Source organism: Streptomyces sp. NPDC002669 (assembly GCF_042889165.1).
Classification (GTDB): Bacteria; Actinomycetota; Actinomycetes; order Streptomycetales; family Streptomycetaceae; genus Streptomyces.
The window spans coordinates 372,292-389,177 of the sequence record NZ_JBIAQQ010000002.1; the positions used below are offsets into that span (position 1 = coordinate 372,292).

The 16,886-nt window shown below is 67.6% G+C and carries 13 protein-coding genes and 3 pseudogenes; 11 read left to right on the forward strand and 5 right to left on the reverse strand.

The annotated features are described in order from the left end of the window. Nucleotides 1-233: 233 nt before the first annotated feature. Entirely contained in the window at nucleotides 234-692 is a 459-nt protein-coding gene (locus tag ACFYW1_RS04180; protein WP_388986656.1) for a transposase, read from the reverse strand. Nucleotides 693-939: 247 nt separating this feature from the next. On the opposite strand from ACFYW1_RS04180, the gene ACFYW1_RS04185 reads away from it, so the two are divergent. Then, nucleotides 940-2,031, forward strand: a complete 1,092-nt coding sequence (locus tag ACFYW1_RS04185; RefSeq protein ID WP_388986659.1) for an aminotransferase class I/II-fold pyridoxal phosphate-dependent enzyme — start codon at nucleotides 940-942, stop codon at nucleotides 2,029-2,031. Here the strand turns inward: ACFYW1_RS04185 and ACFYW1_RS04190 are convergent. Beyond that, nucleotides 1,970-2,803: a serine hydrolase gene (locus ACFYW1_RS04190; RefSeq protein ID WP_388986662.1), complete on the reverse strand. Its 834-nt coding sequence runs from the start codon at nucleotides 2,801-2,803 to the stop codon at nucleotides 1,970-1,972. The genes ACFYW1_RS04185 and ACFYW1_RS04190 overlap by 62 nt on opposite strands. Nucleotides 2,804-3,488: 685 nt before the next feature. Here ACFYW1_RS04190 and ACFYW1_RS04195 point away from each other — a divergent pair. From ACFYW1_RS04195 to ACFYW1_RS04210, 4 genes and pseudogenes are all read left to right on the forward strand, one after another. Then, nucleotides 3,489-3,788: a transposase gene (locus ACFYW1_RS04195; RefSeq protein ID WP_388986664.1), complete on the forward strand. Its 300-nt coding sequence runs from the start codon at nucleotides 3,489-3,491 to the stop codon at nucleotides 3,786-3,788. Continuing rightward, complete coding sequence (locus tag ACFYW1_RS04200; protein WP_388986667.1) at nucleotides 3,785-4,660, forward strand: IS3 family transposase; 876 nt, start codon at nucleotides 3,785-3,787, stop codon at nucleotides 4,658-4,660. Before ACFYW1_RS04195 ends, ACFYW1_RS04200 begins: the two co-directional genes overlap by 4 nt. Nucleotides 4,661-4,694: 34 nt before the next feature. Beyond that, nucleotides 4,695-4,868, forward strand: a pseudogene (locus ACFYW1_RS04205) (IS5/IS1182 family transposase); the annotation flags it as partial. A gap of 35 nt (nucleotides 4,869-4,903) precedes the next feature. Further along, the gene (locus tag ACFYW1_RS04210; protein ID WP_388986670.1) at nucleotides 4,904-5,251 is read left to right on the forward strand and encodes an AAA family ATPase; all 348 of its coding nucleotides are present in this window, start codon (nucleotides 4,904-4,906) and stop codon (nucleotides 5,249-5,251) included. Between the two features lie 30 nt (nucleotides 5,252-5,281). On the opposite strand, the pseudogene ACFYW1_RS04215 reads toward ACFYW1_RS04210, so the two are convergent. Further along, nucleotides 5,282-5,521: pseudogene (locus ACFYW1_RS04215) on the reverse strand (IS5/IS1182 family transposase); the annotation flags it as partial. 33 nt (nucleotides 5,522-5,554) lie between these two features. On the opposite strand from ACFYW1_RS04215, the pseudogene ACFYW1_RS04220 reads away from it, so the two are divergent. Beyond that, nucleotides 5,555-6,046 (forward strand): annotated as a pseudogene (locus ACFYW1_RS04220) (transposase); the annotation flags it as partial. 132 nt (nucleotides 6,047-6,178) lie between these two features. On the opposite strand, the gene ACFYW1_RS04225 reads toward ACFYW1_RS04220, so the two are convergent. Next, on the reverse strand, nucleotides 6,179-8,296 hold the full coding sequence (locus ACFYW1_RS04225; RefSeq protein ID WP_388986674.1) for a DUF6351 family protein: 2,118 nt from the start codon (nucleotides 8,294-8,296) through the stop codon (nucleotides 6,179-6,181). A 536-nt stretch (nucleotides 8,297-8,832) separates the two neighbouring features. Beyond that, a complete protein-coding gene (locus ACFYW1_RS04230; protein WP_388986677.1) occupies nucleotides 8,833-9,975 on the reverse strand; it encodes a mandelate racemase/muconate lactonizing enzyme family protein in 1,143 nt (380 codons plus the stop codon). 235 nt (nucleotides 9,976-10,210) lie between these two features. Here ACFYW1_RS04230 and ACFYW1_RS04235 point away from each other — a divergent pair, with 235 nt between their 5' ends. The 5 genes from ACFYW1_RS04235 to ACFYW1_RS04255 all read left to right on the forward strand — a co-directional run bounded on the left by ACFYW1_RS04235 (nucleotide 10,211) and on the right by ACFYW1_RS04255 (nucleotide 16,883). Beyond that, a complete protein-coding gene (locus ACFYW1_RS04235) occupies nucleotides 10,211-11,212 on the forward strand; it encodes a LacI family DNA-binding transcriptional regulator (RefSeq protein ID WP_388986679.1) in 1,002 nt (333 codons plus the stop codon). Nucleotides 11,213-11,320: 108 nt separating this feature from the next. Beyond that, a complete protein-coding gene (locus tag ACFYW1_RS04240) occupies nucleotides 11,321-12,661 on the forward strand; it encodes an ABC transporter substrate-binding protein (protein WP_388986682.1) in 1,341 nt (446 codons plus the stop codon). A 7-nt stretch (nucleotides 12,662-12,668) separates the two neighbouring features. After that, on the forward strand, nucleotides 12,669-13,613 hold the full coding sequence (locus ACFYW1_RS04245; RefSeq protein ID WP_388986685.1) for a carbohydrate ABC transporter permease: 945 nt from the start codon (nucleotides 12,669-12,671) through the stop codon (nucleotides 13,611-13,613). Beyond that, the gene (locus ACFYW1_RS04250) at nucleotides 13,610-14,488 is read left to right on the forward strand and encodes a carbohydrate ABC transporter permease (protein ID WP_388986688.1); all 879 of its coding nucleotides are present in this window, start codon (nucleotides 13,610-13,612) and stop codon (nucleotides 14,486-14,488) included. The genes ACFYW1_RS04245 and ACFYW1_RS04250 overlap by 4 nt, the downstream gene beginning before the upstream one ends. A 103-nt stretch (nucleotides 14,489-14,591) precedes the next feature. Beyond that, on the forward strand, nucleotides 14,592-16,883 hold the full coding sequence (locus ACFYW1_RS04255) for a hypothetical protein (protein WP_388986691.1): 2,292 nt from the start codon (nucleotides 14,592-14,594) through the stop codon (nucleotides 16,881-16,883). Nucleotides 16,884-16,886 lie beyond the last annotated feature (3 nt).

A 16,886-nucleotide genomic window follows, 5' to 3' on the forward strand; every position in this document is an offset into this window, starting at 1 on the left:
CCATCGGGTGTTCAGCGCCTGACGCTGTCGGGGATCTTGGATGAAGGTCGTCGAGATGGGTCAGTGACTGGAACGGGGGTGCTCGGCGAGGCGCTGTGCGAGAGCGAGGTTCGGTTCTTGGGCAGGTCTGGGTGGAGGGGCTGACCGGCGCCCTCGCCCAGCGGGGTGGGCGGCGACGCGCCAGGACCGGGGCCGGGGATGCGCTGCCAGTCAGAGGAAGCTCTGTAGAGCTGTCAGGGTTCGGGCTGGTGGGCCGGCGGTGTCGGTAGGTGGACGTCGATGCGTTCGAGGTTGACCGCGATGGCGGTCAGAACGTGCTGGACGTGCGCTTTGCTCTGGTTTCGGTAGCGGCACTGGCGCATGCCATGGCCGTTGACGAACTCGCTGATCGTGCTCTCGATGGCTGCCCGCAGCGGGTGGCGCGAGAGCCGTTCCTGGGTCTGTTGCCCGGTCCGTGACTCGGACTGGATGTCGTAGAGACCGCGTGGCAGGAAGGTGACCTTGCGGGCATCGCTGTGGGTGCAGGCGGTCTTCACCGGGCACTGGCGGCAGTCGTCAGGGGCGAAAGCCGGCCGCAGACCTTCGCTGCGGGTCCGGTCCACAAGCATCGCGACCAACTGCTCATCACTCGTCGGCACGGCCACCGCCGCCGGCTCGCCGGCCGGCTCCTGCTCGATGGTGGTGCCGCTCATCCGGCGTCTCCTTGACCACCGGATCCGCCGGCCATTGAACACTCCCGACCCCGAGGCCGCCTTGAGCGGTGGGTAGGGCCGAAGCGGTTCTGATCACCTCACCCAACCTGGACGAGGCCGCTACCAGAAACGGCAGCATGTGGCCTGAAGGTAACCAGCCGCTGGCCGAAACAGTCGCATTGCCCCATTCCGCCCCCCACTTCGATACTGAGCCCGCAGCATCTCGCGACCGACCGACAGGAGACGCATGACCGCATCTCTGTTCGACATGCTGGCGCGGCACGAGTGGATCGAGAAGGAGCGGCAGCGCCCGGGGAAGCGGGTCTTCGTCTCGGACTACAACGGAGGGCATCCGCTGGTCGAGACATACTTGGGGGAGCTCGCCCACACCGCCCCGTACCGCCTGGCCGACATCAGCCGCTATGCCGGGCTGGACGAGGACGAGTCGCTGCGGGCGAAGATCGCCGGGATGCACCGGCGGCACGACGGGGCGGCGTACACCGAGCACAACGTGATCCCCGCCGGGGGTTCGAGCAGTATCCTCGGCACCGTCGCGACCTGGCTCTCCCTCACCGGCCACAAACGCGTGCACTACATCCCGCCCATCTACTACAAAGCCGCCTACCTCTTCCGCGAGATGGGTATCGAGCCCGTCCGCGTCGCCCGCCGCCACGCCTTCGAGCCCGGCTTCGACCTGGACCTTCCGCGCGAGCCCACGGTGCTGCTGCTCACCGACCCCGTCTGGTACGCGGGCCGACGGGTACCAGGCAGGGTGCTGGAGGAGATCGCGGCGTGGCAACGGGAGACGGACTCCTGGGTCTTCGTCGACGGCACTTTCCAGTACATGCCGTGGGACGGGCGGTGGGAGGAGGCGAGCGCGCGGCTGCCGGTGGAACGGACGCTGCGAATGGTGTGCCCGACCAAGCACCTGTCGATCCACGGCTACCGCTGCGCCCATCTGCTGGTCGGCGAGGAACTGCGCGACGACCTCGCCGACCTGCACCTCAATCTGCACGGCGATGTCGCGGTCTCCGAACGGCTCTTCGCCCACCGCGCGGCCGACGTCATGCTCGGCGAGGGCAACGCGGCGCTGATCCGGCATATACGGGACCGCCACCGGCTGCTCACCGACCGCGGGGCACTGGCCGAGCAGATGCCGGTCGAGGCGGGGTTCTTCCTCTTCGCCCGCCCATCGGCGCCCCGCGAGCGGTTCCTGGCGCTCGACGCGCCCTTCTTCGAGCTCGACGGCTACGAGGGGTACGTCCGCATCAACCTGCTCAACGGTCCCGGTGTGGACGCCCTGACCGCCGGAGTTCCGGAGGCGCGAGGTCACGCATGACAGTGCCACGACCGGCGGAATTCTCGCCGGCACCGAGGGCGTGCCGCCGCTGCCACACGGCGGCGGAGACGCGGGCGAGCAGCCGGGCGGCGGGATCGTGGACGTCGTCGCCGGAGCCGAGCGGGCCGGTGTAGCAGACGGCAAGGGTGTACGGGGCGGCGTCGTCGGGATGGACCACGGCGGCGCAGTGCCGCAGGCCGGGGAACCAGCCGTTCTTGCTGGTCAGCCTGGTGCCTGCCGGCAGCCCCGCAGCCAGGTCGACCCGGTGGGCGTTGTGCTCCAGCAGGGCGAGCACTTGCGGCTCCAGAGAGGTCAGCAGCCGCAGCAGGTCGAGGGCGGTCACCCGGTTGTGGACGCCGGCGTCGCGGCCCGCGTAGTCCTCGATGCCGCGGGGGCTGGCGCTGCTGGTGGCGCCGGCCCGCCGCCACACCTCGGCCACGGCGGCGTGGCCGACCTCCCGCAGGCACAAGTTGGTGGCGAGGTTCGACGAGTGCCGCACCATCCGCTCGGCCAGCCAGCGCAGCGGCACCCGGTCGCCGATCCGCTGCCAGGGCAGCGGATCGCTGTCGGCCGCGGGGTCGTTGGCGTACGTGCCGCCGACGACCGACCGGAAGCGGTTGACCACCTGCACGGACAGGTCCAGGTCCACCCCGCTGCGGTACAGCGCGGCGAGCACGGCGACCTTCATGGTGCTGGCCGCGTCATGAGGGACTTCGGCGTTCCGCAGGAGCAGCGGAAGGCCCTGCCACGGTGCCAAGGCAACAGAGAGCACGGCACCGAGCGTAGGTGCGTGCGCACGGCCGCGGTAGCCACATCACCCAGAAACCCACCGAAGTCATGCGACAGCCATCTCTGCCGAACCCGGGGTGATTCACGGTCCGCGTCGTCGGATTCCTGCAACCCGAACGCGTGATACCCCACAAACACTTCCACACGCTGCTGCCGGACGATCTGCGCCACGAACTTTCCCTCCGATGGTGAGCTGCCGGTCTCCTCCGGAATGGTGGGCCGTGTCCCCTGCACGGCCTCTCACTACACCCGGGCCCGGACACACCCGTGGGAGTCATGGCGGCACCGAGCCGAAGAAGTCCATGGGGAGGCCCTTGCACCCCCGGCCTCGGCACCCGGGCTACTTCGCCCTCCGCACGGTCCGTCTCGAGAACGATGATCCGGCCCGAGGCCCGCTCAGCTGTTGTGCTGGACCTCACGAGGACTTCGACCCCGACGCCGTCACCCGTGCCCTGGCGAGCGGACGGCGGATCACCAGTTCCCGGACACGGACTCCGTCGTCGGCAGAGTCCGCCCTGTACACGGCGACAGTTGAGCAGACCGGCGAACAGTCCACGGTGCTGCACGTTCGGGTGACCTCGACCCTGGAGCAACGATTCTTTGAACCTTCCCCTTGATCGTGGACATCTGGAGACTGGGATCTGAGGTTCCAGAGGAAGTAGCACCAGGTGGGAAGCGAGTACGCGAAGCGGTGCACCGCGGAGTTCAGGAGGGAGGCCATCGCGCTTGTCGGTTCCACGGGCAAGACGGTCACCGCCGTCGCCCGGGAGCTCGGCATCAGCTCGCAGTCCCTGCGCGGCTGGTACCGGCAGGCCGGGGCCGACCGTGGCGAGGGCGCCCCGGGAGAGCTCACGACCGCCGAGCGCGAGGAGCTCAAGCGGCTGCGACGGCAGAACGCCGAACAGGCCAGGACGATCGAGGTCCTGCGAAAGGCCGCGGTCTTCTTCGTGAAGGAGAGCGATCGGTGAACGAGACGTACGCGTTCACCGAGGCGGAGAAGACCACCCACGGTGTCGCTTTCCTCTGCCGCCTGCTCAAGGTGGCCCGTTCCTCGTTCCATGCCTGGCTCGCCACGGCGAAGAACCGGGCCGCACGCCGGGCCGCCGACCAGACCCTGGTGCAGATCCACGTCGGCTCGCGCCAGACCTGTGGCGTCCCGCGCGTCCATGCCGAACTGCGGCGGCCGGGACGGCGGGTGAACCGCAAACGGGCCGCCCGCCTCATGCGCGAGCACGGCATCCAGGGCGTGACCCGCCGCAAGCGCCGTTCGCCGACCAGGCCGGACAGGAAGGCCAGGCCGGCCCCGGACCTGATCGGCCGCGACTTCCACGCCGAGGTGCCCGGCACGAAGCTGGTCGGCGACATCACCGCGCTGCCGACCGGCGAGGGCCGGCGCTACCTCGCCCGCCGGCTGGACCTGGCCACCCGCGAGGTCGTCGGCTACTCGATGGCCGGCCACCACCGCGCCGAGCTCGTCGTCGATGCACTCGACATGGCCCACGGCCGCGGTGGGCTGCAACCCGGCTGTGTGATCCACAGCGACCGCGGCAGCGAGTACACCCCGGCCCGATTCCGGGACCCAATAACCGAGTTGAGCCTTCGCCAGAGCTGCGGACGTACCGGATCTTGCTTCGACAACGCCGCCGCGGAGAGCTTCTGGGCCCTGCTCAAAGAAGAGATCGGCACCCGCATCTGGCCCGACCGGGCCACCGCCCGTGCCGACGTCTTCGACTTCATCGAGACGTTCTGCAACCGCCGCCGCCTGCGCAGACACAAGGTCTTCGGCTACCTCACCCCGACCGAAACCCGGCAACGGCACCGACACACCCCCGCGGCATAACCATCGAGTGTCCAAGATCACGGAGAAGCTTCACTTCATCCCGATCCCGAAACGGTGGACGGCCGAGCGGACCTACGGCCGGCTCGTGCTCCACCGACGACTGCCCCACGACTGGGAAACCCTGCCGACCCGCTCCGAAGCCATCGTCCACCTCGCGATGACCGACCTCATGGCTCGCCGCCTCACCGGCGAGAACACGATCTCCTGACGCGACCCAAAACCGGCCAAGCAGCATCTTTCGGGATGGAAAATCAGGTGAAAACGACCTCTGGGAGGCAGTTTTCGTCCCATGCCCAGGACCTGCTGGGGCTCGGACAGTCTGTGATCTTGAAGTTCGGCTTCTGGGGACGCTCTGAACGGGATGAGAAGCGTTTGGCAGCGCACGCAATCGAGCTCCCCGTTGAACTGCACTATCTTGCTGTGCCGATTGATGAGTTGTGCCGTCGGCTCGGAGTCCGGAGCCGGGAGGGCGGGCCGGGGACTGCCCCAGTCAGCCGCGAGTTGCTCGAGGAGTACGTGAAGCTTTTCCAGGCGCTCGACAATGACGAACTGGCTCTCTTCGACACCCCGCCTTTGGGACGACGCGGCTGACCGCACCCTTGCGTTGCAGCCCGGTCAGCCGTCGGCTGGCGCCGGTTTTCTCGGCCAGCTGGGGGTGGCACCTTTCCGAGCGAGCCGCCGGGTCACGAGGGTGATGGCCACCCAGGTGATCAAGGTATTGGAGTGCTGGATGAACCGTTCGTAGTCCCTCGCGTGGCGGCGGGTGTGCATCATCCGGGCAAGCGACCTCTCGACGCCCCAGCGGCGGAGCAACACGACGAAGCCGGAGGCGTCCTTGAGACGGCTGGCCGGCGTGATCGACTCGCAGCCCATCAGGCAGACTCCTTCGTCGGCGGCGGCAAGCTGGTCAACGGGCGCAAGCGACACATCGTGATCGACACGCTCGGCCTGCTGCTGGGCGTGATGGTCACCGCCGCGGACGTCGAGGGCCGCGCCGCCGCCCAGGCCCTGCTCGCGCAGGTGGCCGACGCGCACCATCGCCTGTCCCTCATCCGAGCCGATGGCGGCTGCACCGGCGGCCTCGTCGAGTACTGCCTGGCCGCGCTCGCCCCGGTGATCGCGATCGTCAAGTGCAGGGACGACATGCGCGGCTCCGAGCGGCAAACCAGCAGGGCCGAAGCGAGCACGGCGGCCTCCGCCTCGGCGGCGGTGCTGTTCGCTGAGCCGCGCAATCGCTTCGACCTGGCCTTCGGCCCGGGGGAGCCTTCGGGGCATGGGACAGGTGGCGTCATGCCAGCCGGGAGCGATCACATCGTCCGCTGTGCGCGGCGAGGGCTCGGCCTCGTGGCGGCCCCCGGGCCGGCCACCCGTTTCCGAAGTCGCTGACCAGCCCGTCGCGGCCAGCCGCGACGGGCTTTTGCGGTCCCGCCCGCGGGTTGCAGGCCGGAACCGGTGAGGTGGTGCGATTGCTGCGAGAGGTCGCACTGCCCCAGTCTTGGCTCACCTGCTGCGAGCCTGTCACTTCCGGTCGAAGGAGAGCCATGTACCGGCGAGGTCCTGCTGACCCACCCCAGGCCTGGACCAGTCACAGACACCGTCCCGGAAGACCGCCTCCAGATCCCTGAACTGACCGTCGGTCATCGGCACTCGGTAGTCGGAGCGGATCACGGAACGCTTGCGGCACTTGACGATGTCGTTGGCCACATCGGCTCCGGCGACCATCCGCGGCGATGTCCACACCGGGTAGAGGGTGTTGCACTCGGTGTTGCCGATGCCCTCGACCTGGGGCTCCGAGATCTTCTTCGCACCGATGCCACGGGTCCAACAGGCGTCCGTGAGGCCCTGGGGCCGGTGGCGGACGATCTTCTCGATAGGGGGCTCGTTGCCGGAGTCTCCCTTGATGCCGGTGAGCCACTGGTCCATGTCGGACAGCATCCCGGCGAGAGTGAATCCGTGCCCGTTGGAGCGGGTGAGCATGACCTGGTTGGCGTGGGTTCCGTTGGCCTTGTCCAAGCGCGCTCGGGTGGAGAAGGAGTGGAAGCGCATGTGCATGTCGCCGGCCGCCGCGTCGTCCGTGTAGTCGCGGTAGTCGATGATCGGAACGTCGGCGAGGCCAGCACCGCCGTTCAGCATGCGGCCCGTGCGGTAGGCCGTCCGTACCGCCTTGAGGTCCGCGACGGTGCGCTCCGCAGCGGGCTTGGCATCGTCGTCGAGGCCACCGATGCGCCGGTTCAGGTCGATGAACTGGCCCATGTCGATGGTCCCCTTGTTCAGGGCCTCAAGTCCGTACTGGATACCGGTGTTGTCGAGCGGCCTGCGCGCCTTCCCTGTCTCCGGTACCTCGCCGTAGACGTTCACGGTGTGGCTGTAGACGTCACAGCGGGCACCGTCCGGGTTGGTGTCGGGGTCGTAGCGCTGTCCCTCGGGCAGCTGGGGCGGACAGAACACGGTGGGGTCTATACGGCCTGCGGCCCTGGCCAAGCTACCGATGCTCTCCCACTTGCCGAATCCGGAGACCGCCTTCTGCTGCTCCTTGGTGAAAGCGTCCGGCGCCACTTCCTTGAAGTAGTGGTTCAGGAGCTGGGCGTCGCCGAGCGTCTGAATCGTCCCGAAGCCGACGTCGGGGAAGCTGCAGCCGGAGAGGATGCCGTCCAGCAGACCCGGGTAGTTGTCGGCGATCTGGTGAGTCTGGTATGAGCCCCCGGAGCAGCCGTTTCCGATGGTGAAGGCCGGGGCGCCGTACGTCTCCACGAAGCGTTCCTTGACCATGCTCATGGTCTCGGCTGCCAGCAGGTCGTTGCAGTTGTTGCCGAAGACGTTCAGCGTGGACGATGCGACGCCGTATCCCTTGCTCAGATACGTGTCGTTCATGATGCCGACGGTCTTGCGACCCTGGACGTACCAGCCGCCGTTACAGCCCCCGCCGAAGCCGTAAACGAGGCGCCCGTTCCAGCCCGGCTCACGCCGCAGTGGGTTGGGGGTACCGGCGTTCGGGTCGTGCAGCACGGCCGTCTCGTAGATGCCGCGGTTGATGGTGCCGGTCTCCACACGGACGATGTACGGCACCTTCTTGCCCACGCTCGTCGTAGCAGTCGCCAGGTCGTCGGGACGGACGTTCTCGTCGGGCAACGGAACGAACTTGCCGGCCGTGGTGCGATACATGTAATCGACGCGGGTCTTGACCGAGCAGTCCTTGTCGATCGGCTGCCCGAGGGTGCCGCCTGTGACCGTCTTGAACTCGGCGGTGTCACAGACGAACGGCTGCTCGTGCGGCCCGGCGAACACCGGCCCCGTGATGGGGTGGTTCTTCAAGGTCAGTTGTCCGGAGTCCGCGCCCTGAGCCCTGGCCGTGAGTCTGTTGTCGCCCTTGGACAACTCCTTCACCACGCCCATCAGCGCGTTGTCACCGGAGGGCTGGAAGCTCGAAGTCACGTCCCGGCCTTCCACCTCGACCCGAACTGTGTCGGTCGCTATGGATGCGGGCGCCTCGACACGTATCAGGGCGTCGTCTCCCGACACCGTGCCGGGCCGCGATGACACGGCCGTCACCTGCAGTTTCTCACGCTCCTGGCTGCCGGCCGGCGTCGCTGACACGCATACCAGCACGCCCATGAACGCTATGCCGACAAGGCCCATTTCGACTGGGCTCGCGGCTCCTCTGTACGACACGACGGAACTCGCCTCACTTCCTGGGTTCGGAATTCGTACTCAGTGCGCAGACACGGGCCGTGAGCCCGCCGGGATAGTGATGCGAACGTCCCGTTGTCGTGGTGCCCGGCTGCTCGGTCAGCAGCATGAACAGGGCACCCCTGGTTCGGTGTACGGATGGTCCCCGCCGACGAGGCGGATCTCCGGATTGCTTCTCTCCGCTCGATGACTGAGGTCCGTAAGAGCGTGCGTGCCGTTGGAATAACTGAGGATCAGCCCCCCGCTCCGGGACGAAGCGACCCTCCGACTGCTTCGAGATCGTCACGGACCACGATCCGAGACCGTCCTGTGCGACGGCAAGGTGCTGACCGCCTTGGGCATCGCCTGGGGATATGCCCTCCACCGGCAGGCGCGGGTGTTGTCCGGAAGGATCCCGCTCCTTGTCCGGCGTCCTGTTCGATACCGGATGGGGCCCAAGGACTGTACGCAGCCTTCGATTCCCCAGGGGAGGTCCCGAGGCTCGGCTACCAGTTGGTGAACGCGCCGTCCGCCGTGCGCAAGTGCGGGCGCTCGGCCGCTGTGGCCTGATACCGGCGCGCCGCCTCCCGGTCGATGTCGACGCCGATGCCGGGGAGTTCACTCAGCTCCACCCGACCCGGCAGGATCGTCGGCCGCACGGTGAAGAGGGCGGCGATGGCCGGATCGGGGTCCGTCTGGTGCTCCTGGATCGCCACATTGGAGCAGGCCAGGTTGAGTTGGAGCGAGGAGGCGGCGGTGACCGGACCGAGCGGGTTGTGGGTGGCGAGCTTGATGTGGTGGGTCTCCGCCATCGCAGCAATCTTCTTCGCCTCGGACAGGCCCGCAGCCACCCCGACATCCACGCGCGCGTAATCGATGAGGTCGTCCTCGATGAGTGTCCTGAATTCCCATTTGGATCCGTACTGCTCACCTGCGGCCAGTGGCACGCCGGTGCGGGCCCGCAGCATGCGATAGCTGTCCGGGTTCTCACAACGCAGTGGGTCCTCGACGAAGTACGGGCGGGCCGCCTCGATCTCCCGACACAGGGTCAGCGCCTCCGGCGGGTCCAGACGCGTGTGGACGTCGAGGATCAGCTCCACCTCGACGCCGACCGCGTCCCGTACCTCGTGGAAGAGGCCGACCGAGTCGCGCAGGCAGCGACGGGCGTCGAGCGTGCCGTCGGCATCGTGCGGCGAGGCGAATCGCAGATGGCGCCAGCCCTCGGCGACCAGGTCGCGGCAGCGGTCCAGGAACCACGCGCGGTCGTGGTAGCCGTCGCCGACATGCACATAGGCGGGTACGTGATCACGCACCCGGCCGCCGAGGAGTTCATGCACCGGTACGCCCAGCGCCTTGCCGCGGATGTCCCAGAGGGCCACGTCCACCGCTGCGACGGCGGCCCCGAGTATGCGGTCGGCGGGGAAGAACCCGCGCCGGAACATCACTTGCCAGAGGTGTTCGATCCGCCGCGGGTCCTCACCGGTGATCAGCTCCGCGAGGTGCTCAAGACCGCCCGAGACCGCCCGCTGACGCGACCTGATGCCGACCTCACCCAGACCGTGGATGCCCTCGTCGGTGTCGACCACGACCAGCATCATGCTGTCGCCGTGGTCAGGGAGAGTCAGCACTTCCAGGCCTGTGATCTTCATGCCACTCCTTTGTGAAAACGTTCCCGCAATTTCAGTGCCATTCTTGGGAAGACATCATCATCAGCAGCCGAGGCGCAGCACAAGACCCGTGCACCGAGAAGGTTTTCCGCAGTGAAATACTCCCGACACACTCCTTGACACGCGCTGGGAACGTTCGCAAGCATCAACCGCATTCGCAGGATCCAGATGTGAGAGGACCGGGGCTCCCCCGGCTCAGGACGAGGAGGAGGCCCCCGTGGCAGTCACGATCCGGGAGGTGGCGAGCGCCGTCGGCGTCTCGGTGTCGACGGTGTCCCGTGCGTTCACCGCACCCGACCAGGTGCAGCCGAAGACCCGGCAGCGCATCCTCGACGCCGCGGCGGAACTCGGCTACTCCCCCAACCCGGCGGCCCGTTCGCTGCGCGGCGGCGGTACCGGAACACTCGGCCTGATCGTCCCGGACATCGCCAACCCGTTCTTCCCTCCGATCATCAAGGCGATGCAGGCCCGCGCCCGGCGCCTGGGCTACACGGTCCTGGTCGCCGACAGCGACGAGCGCGAGGCGGACGAGCTGGCGGCCATCGCGGCCGTATCGAAGCGGGTCGACGGTCTGATCCTCTGGGCCTCCACTCTCACCGAGAACCGGCTCCACGAACTCGCGGGCCGGATGCCGCTGGTGGTGGTGAACCGACATGTGCCGGGCATCCCCGAGGTCCGGATCTCGCTGACCGCCGGCATCGCGCAGGCCGCCGAGCAGTTGAAGGCGTACGGCCATCGGCGCTGCGTCTTCATCAACGCGTCCCGCGCCGAGCTGAGCCGCGGCAAGTCCATCCAGGAGTCCTTCGAAGCGCTCGACCTCTCCCTGTCCGAACTTGGACCGTACGAGCCGCGGTTCGAGACGGGCGTGCACGCCGCCACCCTCGTCGCCGCCCACGACGCGACGGCCGTGATCGCCCACAACGATCTGGTCGCCCTGGGTGTGCTGCACCAGATGGCCAACCTCGGCGTGAGCGTGCCGCGCGACGTCAGTGTCATCGGCATCGACGACACCCTGCTCGCCTCCGTCTCCACTCCCAGTCTCACCACGATCAGGATCGACCCCGAAGAGATCGCCACGCGTGCGGGGGACCTCCTGATCGAGACGATCGCGAGCACCGCAGGCGGTGCTGGACGGGCACCCGATGCCGCTTCCCCCTTCGTGGAGATCGGCTCCCGTCTGATCCCCCGTGCCTCGACGGGCCCCGCACCCGTCCGCTGACCCGCGACGCACGCCATCACAACGAGCAAAGCAACCCGCCGAGCCCACTCCTGCCCCCTTGGAGCCGTTATGCCCAGAAACTCCCGCTGTGCAGCCATACTTGGCTGCATGGCGCTGACCACGACTCTCGTGGGCTGTTCCTCCCTCGTCCCGAGCAGCGCCGACGGGAACGGCGATCTCGTGCTGCGGGTTCAGGGCATGCCGCCGGCCACCGACAAGCCGGGGGTCGCCCTGTTCAAGAAACAGGTGGCCGACTTCGAGAAGGCCAACCCGGGCATCAAGGTCAAGGGTTCGACCACGGTCTTCGACCCGCTGACGTTCTCCGCGAAGCTGTCCGGCGGCAATGTCGAGGACGTCATCAAGGTGCCGCTGACCGAGCCGCAGCGGCTCATCCAGCAGAAGCAGGTGCAGCCGATCACCGGGCGGCTCAGGGAGTGGAAGCACTTCAAGGAGTTCAACCCCCAGGTGCTCCAGCCACTGACCGACAGCGCCGACGACGTGTACGGCGTACCGCAGAATCCGTACGCCCAGGGCCTGGTCTACAACCGCGAGCTCTTCGAGAAGGCCGGTCTCGACCCCGACAGACCGCCGACCACCTGGGCGGAAGTCCGCACCGCGGCCAAGAGCATCAGTGACAGGACCGGCAAGGCGGGCTTCGTCCACGAGTCCAAGGACAACCAGGGCGGCTGGCAGCTGACGATGCTGTCGTACGCCTTCGGTGGCGAGCTGGAGAAGGAGCAGGGTGGCAAGTACACCGCGGTGCTCACCGGGGAGCCGACGAAGAAGGCGTTGCGGCTGCTCAAGGACATGCGCTGGAAGGACGATTCCCTCGGCAAAACCCTCCTCAACAATCAGAACGACGTGATCAAGCAGTTCGCGGCCGGGCAGGTCGGCATGTTCATGGGAAGCCCGGGAACGTACCGGCTGGCGAAGATGCAGTTCGGCATGGAGAACACCGACGCCTTCGGCGCGGCCCCGATGCCGCAGTCCGGCGGCGACGCGACGCTCACCGGCGGTGACATCTACATGGTCCCGAAGTCCGTCGACAAGAAGCACGCGGCAGCCGCCGTCGAGTGGCTGACCTTCGCCTACGCCAAGCCGCAGTACAGCACCGACATCGCCGCCGAGCAGGCCAAGGCGCTCTCCGCCGACCCGAAGTCCGCGGTGGGCGTGCCGACGCTGCCGGTCTTCGACAGGAAACGGCAGACCGAGATCGACGCCGCGATCAAGCCCTACGTCAATGTGAAACTTCAGAACTTCAAGCCGTACACCGACGGCCTCGCCACGCTGAGGCTGAAGCCGGAGCCGCCGTACCAGGCGCAGAAGCTGTACACCGCGCTCGACCCGGTGGTCCAGGCGGTGCTCACCGAGCGCGACGCCGACATCGACGCCCTGTTGGCCTCGGCCGAGAAGGACGTCAATGCCAAGCTCATCGCGGACCAGAAGTAGCCGGCCCATGGCCCTGCTCACTCCGTCCCGGCGCCCGGCCGCTGTGTCCAAGGAGTCCGTGCCGCCAACCCCGCCGCGGCGTGGCACCAGCGCCCGCAAAGAGTTCACAGCCTGGCTGTTCCTCGTCCCCACACTGCTGATATTCGGGCTCTTCGCCTGGTGGCCGATCGTGCGCAGCCTGCTGCTCAGCTTCCAGGAGACCAACCTCGTCGAGCCCGCTGTCTGGATCGGCCTGGACAACTTCCGTGCCCTGTTCGACGATCCGCTGCTCGGCACCGCCGTCGGCAACACCCTGTTCTTCGTGGCCCTCGGTCTGCTGATCGGTTTCCCGGCACCGCTGATCCTCGCCGCGGTCATGTCGACGGTGCGGCGCGGCGCCGGCGTCTACCGCTTCCTGGTGTATCTGCCGGTGGTCATCCCACCGGTCGTGGCGATCCTGCTCTGGAAGTGGTTCTACGATCCCGGGAGCGGGCTCTTCAACAACGCTCTCGGCAAGGTCGGGCTCGGCCCGTACTCGTGGCTGGAGTCCTCCGGCAGCGCCATGCTCTCGCTGGTCCTGGAGGCCACCTGGGCGGGCATGGGCGGCGCCGTCCTGATCTACCTCGCGGCGATGGTCGGCATCCCCGGCGAGCTCTATGAAGCCGCCGAGATGGACGGAGCCGGGATCTGGCGGCGGATCTGGCATGTGATGCTGCCGCAACTCCGTTCAGTCATCGGACTGTTGCTGCTCGTCCAGCTGATCAACACGGTGCAGGTCTTCACCGAGCCCTATGTCTTCACCGGCGGCGGACCCGAGAACTCCACGCTCACGGTCCTGCTGTTGATCTTCCGGTACGCCTTCCAGGACGGCGAGTACGGCCAGGCCGCCGCGCTCTCCTTCCTGATGGTGCTCGCCCTCGCCCTGCTCTCCGCGGTCTATCTGCGGGCCACCCGCAGCTGGAGCACGTCATGACCACGCTCACCACCTTCGTCTCCGCCAACGACCGCCAACGCCCCGGCGTACGCGCGGCAGTACGCTCCATCCAAATATTCACCCTGATCCTGCTGCTGCTCATCGGTATCGGTCCGCTGTACTGGATGGTCAAGGGCGCGGTCTCACCGCCCACCGAACTCACGACTCAGCCCCTTGCCCTCTGGCCGGACCGGCCGGCCCTGGGCAACTTCTCGACGGCGTACACCGATCTGGGTGTCGGCCGCTATCTGATGAACACCTTCCTGGTGGTCGGCGGCTCGTGGTTCGTCCAGCTCTTCGTCTCGGCCACGGCGGGCTTCGCCCTTTCGGTGCTCAAACCGAAGTTCGGCAAGGTCGTCTACGGGGCGGTCCTCGCCACGATGTTCGTGCCGTACACCGTGAACATGGTCAGCCTCTTCATGACCGTGATCGATGTGCCGGTCCTCCACCTCAACCTGGGCGACACCTACTGGGCGATCTGGCTGCCGGCCGGCACGAACGCCTTCACGGTGCTGCTCGCCAAGCAGTTCTTCGACGCCCTGCCGAAGGAGCTGTTCGACGCGGCGCGGGTCGACGGGGCAAGCACCCGGCAACTGCTCACCAAGATCGTGCTGCCCATGAGCAAGCCGGTGCTCGCGGTGATCAGCCTGCTCGCGGTGATGCACTCCTGGAAGGACTTCATCTGGCCGCTGGTGGCCATCACCGACCCCGAGAGGCAGCCGATCAGCGTCGCTCTGGCCCAACTCGCCACGCAGGCTCCGCAGGATCAGCTGATCGCCACGATGGTGCTCGCCGTCGCACCGCCGGTGCTCGTCTTCGTGGTCTGCCAGAAGTACATCGTCGCCGGGCTCGGCTTCACCGGAGTCAAGGGCTGAGTTCCACCGGGACCAACGTCCGAGCCTCGACTCCCTCATCACGCCTTCCGCTTCGAAACCTCCGAAGCATCCGGAACCCCCCGACCAAGAGAAGGGCACCTCCATGTCAGTCGCCCGACGCAGATTCGTCCAGGCCACGGCCGTCGCCACCGGCGCCGCACTGCTGCCGACCATTCCCGCGTACGCCGCGGACCCGGTCACCATCGAGGCCGACGGCATCGCCCTGGTCGGCCGTGGCGACGGCAGCGTCCTCGTGCAGGACGGTGCGGGCACCGACCGCGTCCTGCTCAGCCACTTCATGATCAAGGACACCGTGCTCGGCCAGCAGCGCACCTTCGGCGGCACGCCCGCCCGGACAACACTCCCGGACGGGCGACCCGCGATTCAGATCACGTACACGATGGCGAGCGGCACGGCCGGGGTCACGGTGCGTGGCACCTTCGACGTCACCCCCCACAAGGCACACATGAAGTGGGAGGTCGACGGGTCCAGCACGCTGACACCGGCCGGCTTCATGTTCTCCCGCACGGTGTACGAAGCGAGCGCGGCGGAGTCGTACGAAGCACTGACTGTCTGGGAGAAGGACCCCCGGGGCGGCATTCCGTACGAGGTGAACGCGGGCGGCGCGTACGTGGAGACGTGGGCGGGTTCGAAGGGCTTCTTCTGCCTCTCGTCCACCAACCCCGCGAACACGAACGCCACTTGGGTCCATTCCCCCGGCACCTCGACCGGCGCGGGCACCGCGGTCGCCGAGGCCGATCTGGTCCTCGGCGATCTGCGGCCGCGCGGTGCGGGAGCGATCGCCGCCGGGAGGCCGCTCGGCGTGGAGGTGTGGACCGACCAGCCGTTCAACCTCTACAAGGCGACCGGGCAGACGATGACGCTCAAGACGCAGGTCGTCAACGGTTCCGCCGCGGCCAGGAGGGTGACGCTCACCTGGTGGGCGCGGGACTTCGGCGGCAGGAAGATCGCCGGTGGAAGGCTCTCCAGGAGCCTGGCGGCGGGCGCCGCCTGGAACACCTCCTTCCCTGTCACCTCCCCCTCGCAGAACCTCGTGTTCACCGGGGTGGAGGTGGTCAGCGGCAAAGACAAGGCGCTGGCCCGCACGAATCTGAGCGTTCTCCCGGAGTTCGCGTACAAGGCGGGCAAGGAGTCGATGTTCGGCCTCGCCAACTACCCCTGGCTGCTCAAGCCCGGCAAGGACGCCGTACTCGGGTTGGTCAGAACACTCGGCATCAAGTGGATCCGCATCGCCTACGCAGGCGCCCCGGGCATCGACACCGCGACCCTGGACGCGAACGGCATCGGGCACAACGTGGAGCTGAGCGGCATCCCCGTGGGCGGCAGTCCGGAGCAGATCGCGGCCTGGGCCGACACGAATGTCGCCAAGGCCCTGGACGCCGAGGCCGCGTACTTCGAGGTGAGTAACGAGGTCAACCAGCCCTGGATGTCGGGCCGCGGCGCCGAAGCCTACGTCCGGGACGGTCTGCGCCAGGTCACCACGCGCCTCGACGCGGCGGGCTCGCGGATGAAGGTCATGAACGCCGGCCTCGGTGGCATGGACTACGTATGGACCGAGAACTTCCATGACGCGGGCGGCTGGGACCTCATCGACGCCTTCGCCTTCCACCCCGGCCGCGGCAATTTCACACCCGACTTCGCACCGCCGCCCGAGGAGTGGACGCATGGGTCGTCCGGCACGTACTGGAATTTCCTCGGCGCGCTGCGCAAGGCGAACCAGGTCCTTCAGGAGTACGGCGGCGACAAGGAGCTGTGGCTCACCGAGGCGTACGCGCCGACCCGGCCCAACGCGTGGTGGAGCGACACCTACCGGCACGCCGCCGAGAACACACTGCTCACGCTCGCTCTCGCCAAGTCCGAGAAGGTGCGCGCCGTCAACTGGTACCAGCTGCACGACTCGGTGATCCATCACCCTCAGGAGGCCGACCCGGCCAACCCTGAGTACCACTACGGCCTGATGAACCGCGACACCAGCGCCAAGCCCTCGATGCTCGCCTTCGCGACCGCCGCCCGGGTCCTGGACGAGGCCGATTTCGTTCGGCATCTCGCCTTCGCGGACCAGGACATCAAGGGGCTCCTCTTCACCACTCCCGACGGACCGGTGTCGATCATCTGGAGCCGCAAGGACGGGTACATCCTCAACTCCGATCATGGCGAGGACCCTTGGTACCCGTCACCCGAGCCCTGGATCGACACCTGGACGACCAGGACCCCTGTCGTGGCCCACTCGGGGACGGCCGACGGCACGGTGCGGGAGCTGAACTGCATCGGACAGGAGCGCCGTCTGAAAGCGTCCGACGGCAAGGTCACCCTCACCCTCGATGGTGCCCCGCGCATCTACTACGGCCTCGCCGCCAACCCCGACTGGAAGTAAGTG